The organism is Variovorax sp. J22G73, from assembly GCF_030317035.1.
Classification (GTDB): Bacteria; Pseudomonadota; Gammaproteobacteria; order Burkholderiales; family Burkholderiaceae_C; genus Variovorax.
Genome location: NZ_JASZYK010000015.1, coordinates 45809 through 59531, shown reverse-complemented (window position 1 = coordinate 59531; position 13723 = coordinate 45809). Strand labels below are relative to the sequence as shown.

Annotated in this window: 10 protein-coding genes; all 10 read right to left on the bottom strand. The window is 70.0% G+C overall.

Annotation, left to right across the window (positions count from 1 at the left end; genetic code table 11):
- Window positions 1-1101 (bottom strand): ABC transporter ATP-binding protein, encoded by a 1101-nt coding sequence (locus tag QTI51_RS33510; RefSeq protein ID WP_116912910.1) that lies wholly within the window; start codon window positions 1099-1101, stop codon window positions 1-3.
- A 16-nt stretch (window positions 1102-1117) separates the two neighbouring features.
- Complete coding sequence (locus tag QTI51_RS33505; protein ID WP_116912758.1) at window positions 1118-1996, bottom strand: ABC transporter permease; 879 nt, start codon at window positions 1994-1996, stop codon at window positions 1118-1120.
- 9 nt (window positions 1997-2005) lie between these two features.
- Window positions 2006-2941: an ABC transporter permease gene (locus tag QTI51_RS33500; RefSeq protein ID WP_116912757.1), complete on the bottom strand. Its 936-nt coding sequence runs from the start codon at window positions 2939-2941 to the stop codon at window positions 2006-2008.
- A gap of 9 nt (window positions 2942-2950) precedes the next feature.
- Window positions 2951-4597, bottom strand: a complete 1647-nt coding sequence (locus QTI51_RS33495) for an ABC transporter substrate-binding protein (protein WP_116912756.1) — start codon at window positions 4595-4597, stop codon at window positions 2951-2953.
- 323 nt (window positions 4598-4920) lie between these two features.
- Window positions 4921-7197, bottom strand: a complete 2277-nt coding sequence (locus QTI51_RS33490) for a penicillin acylase family protein (RefSeq protein ID WP_116912755.1) — start codon at window positions 7195-7197, stop codon at window positions 4921-4923.
- A gap of 28 nt (window positions 7198-7225) precedes the next feature.
- Entirely contained in the window at window positions 7226-8704 is a 1479-nt protein-coding gene (locus QTI51_RS33485) for an amidase (protein ID WP_286517442.1), read from the bottom strand.
- The gene (locus QTI51_RS33480; protein WP_286517441.1) at window positions 8701-9504 is read right to left on the bottom strand and encodes a shikimate dehydrogenase family protein; all 804 of its coding nucleotides are present in this window, start codon (window positions 9502-9504) and stop codon (window positions 8701-8703) included. Before QTI51_RS33480 ends, QTI51_RS33485 begins: the two co-directional genes overlap by 4 nt.
- Entirely contained in the window at window positions 9501-10541 is a 1041-nt protein-coding gene (locus QTI51_RS33475; RefSeq protein ID WP_116912753.1) for a transketolase family protein, read from the bottom strand. The genes QTI51_RS33480 and QTI51_RS33475 overlap by 4 nt, the downstream gene beginning before the upstream one ends.
- Complete coding sequence (locus QTI51_RS33470; RefSeq protein WP_116912752.1) at window positions 10538-11422, bottom strand: transketolase; 885 nt, start codon at window positions 11420-11422, stop codon at window positions 10538-10540. Before QTI51_RS33470 ends, QTI51_RS33475 begins: the two co-directional genes overlap by 4 nt.
- Window positions 11419-13707: a N,N-dimethylformamidase beta subunit family domain-containing protein gene (locus QTI51_RS33465; RefSeq protein WP_116912751.1), complete on the bottom strand. Its 2289-nt coding sequence runs from the start codon at window positions 13705-13707 to the stop codon at window positions 11419-11421. Before QTI51_RS33465 ends, QTI51_RS33470 begins: the two co-directional genes overlap by 4 nt.
- Between the last annotated feature and the right edge of the window lie 16 nt (window positions 13708-13723).

Below are 13723 nucleotides of genomic sequence, written 5' to 3'. Positions count from 1 at the left end.
TCATGCGCCCTCCCCGTGCAACGCTTCGAGCTCGACCTGCGCCACCGGCACCGGCGTGCGGCGCACCACCTCGTCGACCTCGAAGCAGGCGACCACGTGCGGCGACCCCTCGCTGCCGTGGTCTTCGAGCATGGGCATCTCGTTGCGGCAGCGCTCGGTGGCGAAGCCGCAGCGCGGCGCGAACGGGCAGCCGCCCTCGGGCTCATGGGGCGCGGGCACGATGCCCGGAATTTCGGTGAGCCGCGCGGTGTGCGTGTTCATCGACGGCATCGAGGCCATCAGCGCGCGGGTGTACGGGTGCAACGGGCGGTCGAACAGGTCGATCACGTCGGCCTCCTCCACCTTGCGCCCCGCATACATGACGACCACGCGGTCGCAGCACTCGGCCACCACGCCCAGGTCGTGCGTGATCATCACGATGCCCATGCCCAGCTGCTTCTGCAGGCCGCGCAGCAACGCGAGGATCTGCGCCTGGATGGTGACGTCGAGCGCGGTGGTGGGCTCGTCGGCAATCAGCACCTCGGGGTGGCACACCAGCGCCAGGGCGATCATCACGCGCTGGCGCATGCCGCCCGAGAGCTGGTGCGGGTACTCGTTCACCCGGCGGTGCGGCTCCGGTATCTGCACCAGGCGCAGCATGTCGGTCGCACGCTCCAGCGCCTCCTTGCGGCCGACCTGCTGGTGGAGCATCACGGTCTCGGCAATCTGCCGGCCCACGGTGAGCACCGGGTTCAGCGAGGTCATCGGCTCCTGGAAGATCATGGAGATGCGGTTGCCGCGGATCTTGCGCATCTCGGGCTCCGAGAGCTTGAGCAGGTCGGTGCCGCGATAGCGGATGGCCCCGCCGGCATAGCGCCCGGGCGGCGTCGGAATCAGCCGCATCACGGACAGCGCCGTCACGCTCTTGCCGCAGCCCGACTCGCCCACCACGCCCACGGTCTGGCCGACCTCCACGCGGTAGGACACGCCGTTGACCGAGCGGACCTCGCCCTGCAGGGTGTCGAAGTACGTGCGCAGGCCGTCGATTTCGAGCAGCGGCGCGGTCGCGGCGCCGGGGGCAGAACCGGGGGCAGAGTTCGAAGGCACGTGAGGTGTCGTCATGTTCATGTCCGTACGCTCACAGCTGCCGCGCCACGTGCGGGTCGAGCGCGTCGCGCAGCCCGTCGCCCAGCAGGTTGATGGCCAGCACCGTCAGGCCCAGCAGCACGCCGGGGAAAACGATCGGGTAGAACACGATCGCGATCAGGTTGCGGCCTTCCGAAATCATGTTGCCCCAGCTCGGCACCTGCGGCGGCACGCCCACGCCGAGGAATGAGAGCGCGGCCTCCGCCAGCACCGCGGAAGCCGCGATGAAGGTCGCCTGCACCAGCAGCGGCGCCAGGATGTTGGGCAGCACATGGCGACGCAGGATGGTGCACAGCGGCGTGCCCAGCGCATGCGCCGCCTCCACGTACAGGCGCTCGCGCAGCGACAGCGCCAGCGCGCGCACCAGCCGCACCATGCGCGGTATCTCGGGCACCGTGATCGCCACGATCACCGTGGTGAGGCTGGCCTTGGTGAGCGCCATCAGCGCGATGGCCAGCAGGATGCCGGGGATGGCCATGAGCCCGTCCATCACCCGCATGATCGGCCCGTCGGTCCAGCGCACGAAACCCGCCAGCAGGCCCAGCGCCACGCCGAGCAGCGTGGCCAGCAGCGCGACCGAGGCGCCCGTCATGAGCGACACGCGCGCGCCCCACACCGCGCGGCTGAAGGTGTCGCGCCCGAGCGCGTCGGTGCCAAAGAGGTGCTCGCCCGAAGGCGCCTTCATGCGCGCGATGGGGTTGATGGCCTGCGGGTCGTGCGTCGCGATCCAGGGCGCGCCCAGCGCCGCGACGACGACCACCAGCAAGATCAGCCCGCCCAGCATCAGCGTGTAGTGCTTGCGCAGCAGGCGCAGCGCGGGCGACGCGCGCCGCGGCGCCGCCGTGTGGATGTTCAATGTGGCATCGGTCATTCAGTGGCCTCAATAGCGGATGCGCGGGTCGAACAGCGTGTAGCTCAGGTCGACCAGCAGGTTGATCAGCACATAGGCCGCCGCCGACAGCAGCAGCAGGCTCTGGATCACCGGGTAGTCGTGGTGCTGCACCGCATCGACCACGAGGCTGCCGAGCCCCGGAATCGAGAACACCGTCTCGGTGACCACCACGCCGCCCAGCAGCAACGCGATGCCCACGCCGATGGTCGTGACGATGGGAATGGCCGCGTTGCGCAGCGCATGGCCCAGCACCGGCAGCACGCCCAGGCCCTTGGCCCGCGCGGTGCGGATGTAGTCCTCGTGCAGCACCTCGAGCATCGAAGCGCGCGTCATGCGCGTGAGCAGCGCCGTGTACAGCAGGCCCAGGTTCACACACGGCAGCACCAGGTGCTTCAGGTACGGGATCACGCCCTCGGCCAGGCTGCGGTAGCCCTGCACCGGCAGCCACTGCAGCTTCAGCGCGAAGGTGTAGACCAGCACGTAGCCCGTGAGAAACACCGGCATCGAGAACGCGCACACCGCGAACACCATCACCAGCCGGTCGATCCAGCTGCCCGCGCGGTACGCCGCCAGCACGCCCAGCGGTACCGACAGCGCCACCGCGATCACGATGGTGAAGAAGGCGATGGACAGCGTCGCGCCGATGCGCTGGCCGAGCAGCTGCGTCACCGGCATCTGGTTGAACAGCGACACGCCGAAGTCGCCGCCGAGCACGTTGCGCGACCACACGAAGAACTGGTGCCACAGCGGCTGGTCGAGCCCCAGCGCCACGCGGGTCTGCTCGATCTGCTCGGGCGTGGCGAAGTCGCCCACGATCAGCAGCACCGGGTCACCGGGCGCCAGGTGGATCAGCATGAACACGATCACCGACACCACCAGCATCACCGGCACGGTGGCGAGCACCCGCCGGATCACATATTCCATGCCGCGCCCCTACTTCTCGATGTTCCACATGACCGGGATGCCCATGCCGAACAGCTCGGTGTTGCGCACCTCCTTGCGCGCGGCAAAGATCGCGGGGTACTGGCCGTAGGGAATGTAGGGCGGCGCCTCGTAGATGCGGCGCTGCAGGCTCTCGACCAGCTGCTTGCGCTTGCCGGCATCGGCCTCGCGGATCCAGGCGTCGCGCAGCTCGTCGATCTTCGCGTCGCACGGCCAGCCCGGCACCACGCTGCCCTTGCACGAAGACAACACCCAGCCGTTGCTCAGGGGCGTGTCGACGTCGGCATTCTTGGAGGCGGTGAGGTACAGGCTCCAGCCGCCTTGCGCGGGGCCTTCCTTCTTGTACACGCGCGCCAGCACCGACGACTGGTCCATCACCTGCACGTCGAGGTTCAGGCCCGCCTTTTTGAGGTACTGGATCCAGATCAGCGCAGCCATCGACTGCGTGCCGTCGGTGGGCTGCAGGAACACGATCTTCTCGCCCTTGTAGCCGGCCTCCTTCAGCAGTTGCTTGGCCTTCTCGAAGTCCTGCTTCCTGAAGGGCTCGGAGCCCGCGGCGGTTTCGTTGGCGCCACCGCACATGAAGACGGCCGGGCAGTACAGCGACTTGCCCGGCTGCGGCGTGAAGCCCATGCCGGCCAGGATCTCTTCCTGGTTGACCATGTACAGCAGGGCTTGCCGCCCCTTCGGGTTGTTGAAGGGCGGCGCCAGCGTGTTGGCGACCATGAAGGGCTGCCAGATGCCGGTTTGCTCGAGCTTGATGTTGGCGTCGGTGCGCAGCGAGGCCTGGTAGTCGGGCGGCACCACGTTGACGATGTCGACCTCGCCGTTCTTCAACGCCGAGGTGGCCGTGTTGGCGTCGGGCATGTAGCGCCACTCGACGCGCTCGACCTTCACGCGCTTGCCGCCCGCCAGGCCGTCGGCCGGCTCGCTGCGCGGCACGTACGCGGCATTGCGCACGAACACCATGCGGTTGCCCGGAATCCATTCGTCGCGCTTGAACACGAAGGGGCCCGAGCCCACGGGCTCTGGAATGGGCGCATCGGGAAAGGCCTTGGCCTGGCGCTCGGGCACGATGAACAAGGTCTTCGCCGCGAGGATCAGCGGCACCTGGCCCATGCCCTCCTTCAGCTGCAGCGCGAAGGTCTGGCCGTCGACCACTTTCCACTCGGCACCCGAGTCGGCCAGCAGCAGGCCCATGGTCGCGCGCTTGGCCCAGCGCTGCAGCGTGGCCACCACGTCGGCGGAGGTGACGGGCTGGCCGTCATGGAACTTCAGGCCGGGGCGCAGGGTGAAGGTCCATGCCTTGCTGTCGGGCGACTGCGTGAACTTCTCCACCATCTGCGGCTTGGGCTCGCCCTTGCTGTCGCGCGAGAACAGCGTGTCGAAGTTCATGTAGCCGAAGTCGCGCGTGACGTAGGTGTTGCTGAACAGCGGGTCGACCACCTTCAGGTCGTTGTTGATGGCCATGCGCAGCGTCTTGGCCTGCGCCTGGGCCGGTGTCGGCGTCTGGGCCGAGGCGGTGGCCGCGGCCATGCCCACGGCCGACGCCAATGCCCAACCGACCAATCTCGCGCAAGTGGCGCTCACATGCGTGGATCTCGCATGCGTGGACTTCTCGTACGTGGATTTCTTCATGACCCCGGTTCCTTTCCTGGTTTCGACAGTTCGCTGGGAGTGCGCTGGCCGGCATCGCTCTTTGGAACGTGCGGCCGCGGCGCGCTGTGACTGGGCTTCACCGACGAGGCGTCTGGTGACGGTGCCGGTTTTGAGATTTGATACACGATATATCATGTTAAAAATCAAAACAAGACGGACTTCCCCCTTGCAAGACGCGTGCGCGGTTGCCGGCCGCGCAGCAAATTCACGCGCTGCACACTGCGCGCCGCACATTGCACCCAGCAGATGCTCGACGCCCCGCTGCCGTCGCTGCGGCGAGTCCTCGGCGCAGCGCCGTGCGTTCAGCGCGGCGCGAGCACCGTGTGGCTCGATGCGGTGTCCGCCACCGCGGCCCAGTCATAGAGCATGGGCACCGTTTCTCCACGCAGCCATGCGGCGGTCTGGTCGTCGTAGTGCGCGTCGCGCGGGTCGCCCGATGCACCGTGGAACACGATCCACCGGCACGCGTCCCACTGCCCCACGTCGAACACATAGCGCGCCAGCGACGCGTAGTGCGCATGCGCGCCCAGGTGCGGCAAGTAGCCGGTGGTGAACACCGTTTCGTTGTCGCCATCGACCGCGCCCTTGTCCACCGGCGCGAGCAGCGCCGCCGAAGGGAACGCCATTGCCAGCGGATGCCGCAGCAGCAGGCGGTGCCGCGCGCCCCATGGCGCCGCCGGGTCGCGCGCCACTTCGGCCAGGGCTTCGGTGAGTACCTCGTTCCACGAAGCGCCGCCGAGCAATGCATCGTCGTCGGCGCGCAGCAACTGCGGCACGCACCAGCCCAGCTGGTAGTCGACCGCGAGGCCGGGCGCGATGGTGCGCTGCAGGCCCATGTCGAGCGCGCCCAGCCCGCTGCGCCGCGCGACCGAACGCGCCAGCGCCATGCGCAGCGAGATGTAGGCGTTGGCATCGACGGCGTCTGCATCGACCCGACCGTTCCACGCCACCAGCCGGTCGCGCAACGCCACCGATGCGGGCTCGGTGAGCGCAAGCGGTGCGAGCCGCGCACAGATTTCGAGCGCCGGCAGGCTCAGCGTGTCGAGGTGCACCGCTTCCATGTCCTGCACGCCTGCGGATTCCATCGCCGTGAGCAGTTGCCAGATGCGCCGCGCGCGGTGCGGCGGATGGCAGTCGGTGCTCAGGTAGTCGTCGTGCCGCTCCACCACGCGGTTGTTCGCGGTCACGATCAGCCCCGCCGGGGGGTCGATCTGCCGGGGCATGTGCTCCCACTCGATCCAGCCGCGCCATGCGTGCTTGTCGAGCCACCCCGGCACCGGCAGCCAGCCGTTGATGGCCGGGCGGCGCGGCACCTTGGCGCGCACGTGGTGGCCGACGTGGCCCTGCGTGTCGGCCGCGACCAGGTTGTGGTCCACCAGGCCCCAGCCGCGGCTGGCCTCGAACAGCGCATCGACGTTGCGGGCCTCCATCATCGGGCGCATGCAGTCGAAGGAGCGGTCGGCTTCCACGTCGGACGAATGGCGCAGCACCAGCGCGGAGCCGCTCTTCGCATCGCCCGCGACCACCGGGCCGCGCGCGGTCGCGAGCACCTCGCACGCGACATCGGCCTGGCCGCGCACGCGGATGCGCTCCACACGGCGCTCCACCTCGACCCACTGCCCATGGCTGCCGTCCGTTTCGGTGCGCAGCAGGTAGCGCCGGCCTTCGTTTTCGAAGCGTTCGAGGTACACGTCCGCCGTGTCCACGAAGGCCACCGTCACGCACCACGCCACGTCGGGGTTGTGCGCGAAGTGCGGAAAACCCGGCACGCCCGGCGTGGTCAGGCCGATCACGTCGAACTCGTCGCAGGCCACATGGCACTGCAGGTACATGTTGGGCATGTCGAGCACGCGGTGCGGATCGCCCGCGAGCAGCGGCCGTCCGCTTTGCGTGCGGCTGCCGTGCACCGCCCAGTTGTTGCTGCCGCCGCCGGCGGCGTCGGTGTTGCTCTCGCTCACGAAGGCCGAGATGGCGTCCGCCAGCGCCGCCATGTCGGGCGAGAGCCGGCCCGCGAGCGCGCCCGGCGGCATGCACACCAGCTCTTCGCCGCCGTCGTCCATGCGCAGGCGGTCCAGCGCCTGCGCGCCGACCACCGGCAGCGCAATGGCGCGCCACAGCTTGGGGTAGACGGAGTTCAGCAGCAGGCTGGTCTGGCGCAGCACGGCGATGCTGTGCCACGCCTCCCACGGTTCCGGCGTCTCGCCGAGCAGCGCGTACTCAGGCGGCAGCGGCCCGGTGGCCATGAAGGCGTTCACACCCGCGGTGTAGGCCGAGAGCATGGCGCGGGTGCGTTCGTTCACGGTCTCCAGGTCGCGGCGGCTGCACTCGGCCAGCCCGAGGCGGCGCACGAGCATGTCCATCGGCAGCGCGCTGGGCCCCATCCATTCGGCATAGCGGCCCAGCGTGCGGCGGCGCAGCGCGTCCATCTGCCAGAGCCGGTCGCTCGCATGCACATGGCCGAGCGCGAAGAAGGCGTCGTCGGCGCAGGTGGCACGCAGGTGCGGAATGCCCCAGGCATCGCGCCAGAGGTCGACCGGCGCACGCAGGCCGGGCAGTTGTTGCCGGGCGGCATTCGTCACAGGCTTCTCCTTCGTCGGGGGTTGTCGGTCAGTCCGTGCGCAAGGCGGGCGGCGCCATCTGCAGCCACGGGCTCAGGCGTTCGTAGAGATGGGTCAACTGCAGCACCGAGAGATCGCCGCGCGGGCGGCCGATGATCTGCATGCCCATGGGCAAGCCCCGCGCATCGAACCCCACCGGCACGCTGATGACGGGGCAGCCCGACAGCGTGCCGGGCGTGACCACTTCCATCCACCGGTGGTAGCTGCTCATGGCGCGGCCCGCGATCTCGCGCGGCCAGTGTTCTTCGACGGCGAAGGGAAAGACCTGCGCCGTCGGCAGCGCGAGAAAGTCGTGCTGGCCGAACAGGTCCAGCAGCGCGTCGTACCAGGCGGTGCGGTCGGCCAACGCCTGTTGCACGTCGTTCACCGACAGCGCGCGGTACTGCGCCACCTCCCATTGCAGCTCTGGCTTCATCAGCGCGCGCGAGGCGGGTCGGTCGTACGCGGGCCCGTGCTTGCCGCCAAGGCTGAAGTGGCGCAGCACCGTGAAGGAGCGCCAGATGCGGGCCCAGTCGAACTCCGGCCGGATCGCCTCGACCCGCACGCCCGCCGCGCCGAAACGCGCGAGCGCGGATTCGCACAGCGCGAGGATGCCGTCCTCGAAGGGCAGGTGCCCGCCGAGGTCGCCGAGCCATCCGATGCGAGTACCGGCAAGGTCCGTGTCCAGCTGCGCGTGCCAGTCGGGCACCGTGCCGTCCAGCGACAGCGGCGCGCGCGCGTCGTAGCCCGACTGCACCGACAACAGCAGCGCGAGGTCGTCCGCGCTGCGGCCCATCGGGCCTTCGGTGGTCAGCTGGCCGAGAAAGGCGTCGCCGCGCGGCCAGAACGGCACCCGCCCCTGTGAAGGCCTGAAGCCGAGCACGTTGTTGAAGCCGGCCGGGTTGCGCAGGGAGCCGCCCATGTCGGCGCCGTCGGCCACGGGCAGCATGCGCAGTGCCAGCGCGACCGCGGCGCCGCCGCTGGAGCCACCGGCGCTGAAGCGTGGGTCCCAGGCATTGCCCGTGGCACCGAACACCGGGTTGTAGGTGTGCGAGCCGAGCCCGAACTCGGGCACGTTGGTCTTGCCGATGAAGATCGCTCCGGCCTCGCGCATGCGCTGCACCATGACGGCGTCGACCGTGGGCACGTTGTCGGCGAACAGCGGCGAGCCGAAGGTGGAGCGAATGCCGCGCGCGGGCGCCGTGTCCTTGATGGCCTGCGGCAGCCCGTGCAGCGCGCCCAGTGCATCGCCACGCGCCACGGCCGCGTCGGCGGCGTCGGCCTGCGCCAGCACCTGCTCGCGCGGCACCATCGAGACGATGGCGTTGAAGCGCGGGTTCAGCGCATCGACCTGCTGCAAAAAGGCGCTCACCACCTCGCGCGACGAAAGCGCGCGACGGCGGATGAGCGCGGCGAGTTCGCGTGCGGGCAGCTGGCAGATGTCGGGCACGCGCACGGGGTTGAAGTCGTCCGGGGCCATCGCGGTCATGGCGCCGCGGCCCCGATGCGCAGCAGCGCCTTCAGCAGCTTGTACTGCTCGTCGAGCATCGACTTGCCCAGCGAGACGCGGCAGCCCCGCGCCTGCGCCGCCGCGAGCAGCGGCGTGATCTCGGGCGTCATGATGATCTCGGCCAGCTCGGTGTGCGCGCCCAGGTGTTCGGTAGGCAGCGGCAGCGGGTCGCCCGCGTGCATGCCCATCGACGTGGTGTTGACGACCACGTCGAAGCCGCGCGGGTCGTTGTCGCCCGCGACGGTCCTGCAGTGCGGGTGCGCCGCGGCCACATCGGCGGCCAGCGACGCGGCCCTGTCCTGCGTGCGGTTGTGCACGACCAGTTCCGCCGCGCCCGCCTCGGCGATGGCGAAGGCCACCGCTCGCCCTGCGCCGCCGGCGCCGATCTGCAGCACGCGCCGGCCGCGCAGCGCGATGCCGCTGTGCGCCAGGCCGTCGACGAAGCCGGTGCCGTCGAGGTTGTCTCCGGTGAGGCGGCCGTCGCCGTCGCGTCGCACGAAGTTGACCGCGCCCACCAGCGCGGCGCGCGGCGTGGTCGCATCGAGCAGGGACAGCACGTCGATCTTGTGTGGAATGGTCACGCCGAAGCCGCGCACGTTCTGCATGCGGCGGATGGCGCCGATCACCAGCGGCAAATCCGCCGGCGACACATGCAGCGGCGACACCGCGATGTCGTGGCCTTCCGCCTCGAATCGCTCGTTGAGCCGGTGCGAGCCGACCACGTGCGCCACCGGGTCCGCGAGCATCAGCAGGATGCCGGTGCGGCCGGTGATCTTCATCGGGCGTCCTTCAGCACGGCGCGTACCGCGTCGGCAATGCCTGCGGCCGTGAGGCCGTGGCGCTCGAAGAGGTAGGGCATCGAAGCGCCCTGCGCGAAGCTGTCGCGCACGCCCAGGCGCAGCAGGCGCGTGCCGCTGCCCGCCTCGGCCAGCACCTCGGCCACCGCGGAGCCCAGGCCGCCGACGATGGAATGGTTCTCCACGGTGACGATCAGGCCATGGCGCCTGGATTGCGCCTGCACGAAGGCTTCGTCGAAAGGCTTGAGCGTATGCGCGTTGGCCACGGCCACCGCGATGCCCTGCGCCCGCAGCGCGCGCGCGGCGGCCCGCGCGGGCTCGACCATCAGGCCGCTGGCGATGAGGAGTGCATCGCCGCCCTTGCCGACGCCGACGCCAACGCCCTCCTCGATGCCCTCCAGCGGCTGGATGCGTCCCAGCTCCAGGGGCTCCCACGGCGTGCCCGCGGGCAGCGCGGCCGGCGCGCGCAGCATCCGCAGGTACACCGGCCCCTTGTGGTCGGCCGCCGCGCGCACCGCGGCCGGCACCTGCGCCGGGCCCGAGGGCTCGATGACCGTCATGTTGGGCAGCGCGCGCATCAACGCGATGTCGTCGATGGCCTGGTGGCTCACGCCCAGGATGGTCGACAGGCCCGGCAGGAAGCCGACGATCTTCACGTCGGTGCGCGGGTAGGCCACCTGCATCGCGATCTGGTCGAAGGGCCGGCGCGTGGCGAACACGCAGAAGGTGTGCACCCAGGCCTGCAGCCCGCTGCGCGCCAGACCGCCCGCGAGGCCCACCATGTTGGCCTCGGCGATGCCGGGGTTGATGAAGCGCTCGGGAAAGGTGTCGCGAAACAGGTCGGTCTCGGTGGAGGCCGTGAGGTCGGCCGAGAGGCACACGATGTTCCGGCGCTCGCGGGCGAGCGCCAGCAGCGTCTCGCCGTAGTAGCGCGGAATGGCCGATGCGGCAGCGGCTGCGGTGGCGGGCGTGGCTGTGTGCGCCCCGCCCTGCGTGAAGTCGTCGACCGCGAGGGTCATGCTGTTTCTCCCAGTTCGAGCAGGGCTGCGTCGGCCACGTCGGCCGGCAGCTTGGCGTTGTGGCTGATCACGCCTTCGAGCAGGCTCACGCCCTTGCCCGGCACCGTGGTCGCGACGATCATGGTCGGCCGCTCGGCCTGGCCGCGCGCGGCGGCAAAGGCCGCGAGCAGTGCGTCGAGGTCGTGGCCGTCGACCTCGATCACCTGCCAGTTGAAGGCACGCCACTTGTCGGCGATGGGGTTCAGCCGCAGCACGCTGTCGGTATGGCCTTCGACCTGCATCCAGTTCAGGTCGAGCACCACGCACAGGTTGTGCAGTCCTTGCGAGCCCGCGAGCATCGCGGCCTCCCACACCTGGCCCTCTTCGAGCTCGCCGTCGCCCAGCACCACGTTCACGCGGTACGGAATGCCGCGGATGCGCGATGCCAGCGCCATGCCCGCGGCCACCGACATGCCCTGCCCCAGCGAGCCGAAGGTGCCCTCGACCACGGGACCCAGGCGCTCGGACACGTTGATCTCCAGCGCCGAGCCGTCCTTCACGTAGTCGTCCAGCGACGCCGCCGGAATCATGCCGCGCAGCGCCAGCACCGCGTGGAACAGCGCGGAGTTGTGCGCGGTCGAAAGCAGGCAGCGGTCGCGCGCCTCCCAGCGCGCATCGGCGGGATCGATGCGGGCCTCGTTGAAGTACAGGGCCGCGAAGATCTCGGCCGCGCCCAGCCCCTGCTGCACGTAGCCCTGCCCGTGCCTGCGCACCAGTTCGATGACCTGGCGGCGCAGCGTGTGCGCCACCTGCTTCAGCTCGCCCACGGGCAATGCCAGCCGGTCACGCGCTTGCCACTGCGCCCGGAAGGCGCTCGGGCTCAAGCTCGACGGCGCGCTCATGCCGGCACCTCGAAAGGCGTGGGGTCGAGAAAGCGCTGCAGCACGTTGCCCGTGATGCGGCTCACGTTGTTGTCGTAGCCGTTGTGGCTCAGCGAAAGCACGTACGAGATGGAGCCGGTCGAGAACACGGCGCCGCCCCGTGCGGTCTCGAAGAACACCATGTCGGCGCGCACCAGCGCGTTCTGCTCGCCGTCCAGGCCGTGCACCGTGGTGCGGTATTCCTCGGGCGTGGGCAGCGCGCCGGGGCCCAGGCCGTGCGAGGTCGCGAGCATCACCGCATGCGGCGGCGAACCCAAGCCGACGTCGAAGCGGTCGATCTCGATGCCGACCGCGCCGCCGATGCGCACGCCGTAGTCGCCGATGCGCTCGCCCTGCTCGATGCCCTTCACCGCGAAGGCCACGCGCGGGTTGGCGGCGTCGGGCGTCAGCAGGTAGTAGCCGGCATGGTCGTACACCATGGCCGCGAAGCCCACGCCGATGAGCTTCTGCGGTGCGAAGCCGCTGTGGCGCCACAGCGCGCCGGGCTCACCGGTGCCGGCCAGGTTAAGTTCGCCGGGGCGCGACTCCCAGGTGCGCGTGCCGGCCATGCCGCGCCGCACCTCGACGGCCGCGGGCGCCTTCGGGTGGAAGGCGCAGCGCCAGTAGAAGCCGTTGGCGCCCAGCGCCAGGTGGCGGCCGCCGGCGTTCTGGTAGGCCATGATGCCGTTCATCATGGCTTCGCTGTAGTACTCGGGGTGCGAGAGCGTCGCGAGCACCGGGTAGCCCGCGAGCGCGCCCACGCCCTGCCGGTCGAGCTCCACGTCGGTGATCAGGTCATAATCGATGCCCTTTTCCTCGAGCCAGTCGATGAAGTGGGTGTCGATGGCCAGGTTGCCGGGCTGCGAGCGAGGTCGCATGTTGAGCACCGGGCGCAGCCACGAGCTGTAGGCGCGGCCGCTGCCATCCACATGGTGGTCGTAGGTGGACTGGCCGAGCTCCGGGTGTTCCTGAAGGTAGACGTCGTCTCCGGTGAGCATCAGAAGGCGCTCGGTCAGCACTTCGAAATGAACCGAATGCAGGCGCAGCGCGCTGTTGGCATAGGCCATGTAGGTCATGGTGGCCGCGAGCACCGCCAGCTTGGCGCGCGGCGCATCGGCGGCGGGCGTGACGAAGAAGCTGATGTAGGTCTCGGTGTTCTGCGCCGCGTCGGTCGACACGGGCCGCAGGCGAAGCGCGTGGAAGCCCGAGCGCCATTCGCGCGGCACGTCGAGCACCAGCGTGGCGGGCCAGCCGCAGTCGTAGATGTCGTCGCTGTGAAAGTGAATGGCGCCGTATTCGCGCGGCGCCAGGCGCCAGTCGTGCACGTCGCCGGTCCAGTGCACGCCGGTCATGCCGCGGCATGGCAGCTGGTGCAGCACGCCGTGCAGGCGGTTGGGCGAGCGGTCGGTCACCTCCAGCGTGTCGATGCCGGCGCTGAAGTCCCAGCAGGCGATCAGGTTCGCGTCGGCCAGGCCGGGCGGCGCGAGGTCGTCGGCGCGGCGCAGCGCCTCGGCCGAGAGCACGCCGGCCACGATGCGCGGCGCTTCCACCTTGCCATCGAAGTGCGCGGTGGTGCGTAGCGTGGCGAGCTCGGCGTGGTGCGCTGCAACGGTGAACGGGCCCTGCGAATCGAGACGCCATGCGCCGGCCGGGTGCGTGGCGCGCCTTTCATGGCGCGCCTCTGGCATCACGCCATCGGCCAGCCGGCTCTGGTGCGCGACCAGCTCGCCGGTGGCGGGGTCGATGCTGCCCTGCACCCAGTACCAGCGGCGCTCGTCGAGCGCGGCGCCGGTCGAGACCTCATGCGCAGCGCCCTTGCCACCCTGGCCACCCTGGCCACCTTCGCCACCCACGCGCACCGTCACGCCGCGGCGCGACACCTGCAGCGCGTAGCCGTGGCCGGTGTCGTCGTTCCAGCGCGCGAGCACGGTCTGCGGCGCGTCGCCCAGGCGCGTCGGCCAGATGTAGCAACCGAAGGAAAACGCACCCGTGGGCACCAGCCTGCGGTCAGTGGGCACCGACATGCTGGAGCCGCAAGGCACCTCGTGCCATTCGACGGCATGCACGCCGTCGATGGGCGAGACGAGTTCCTCGAACTTGAGGCCGGGGCCGGTCGCGTCGGCGTCGGCGCAGCGCACGCGCAGGAACCTGGCGTCGGCCTGCGCGAGCCGGCTGCTGAGGTGGAACCGGATGCGTTCGCCCGCGCGCACGCTGAGGGTGTCGGGGTAGCCGACGAAGGCGTTGGTTTCGAAGGGAGTGGCAGTCATGGTCGTTCGTTCTTCG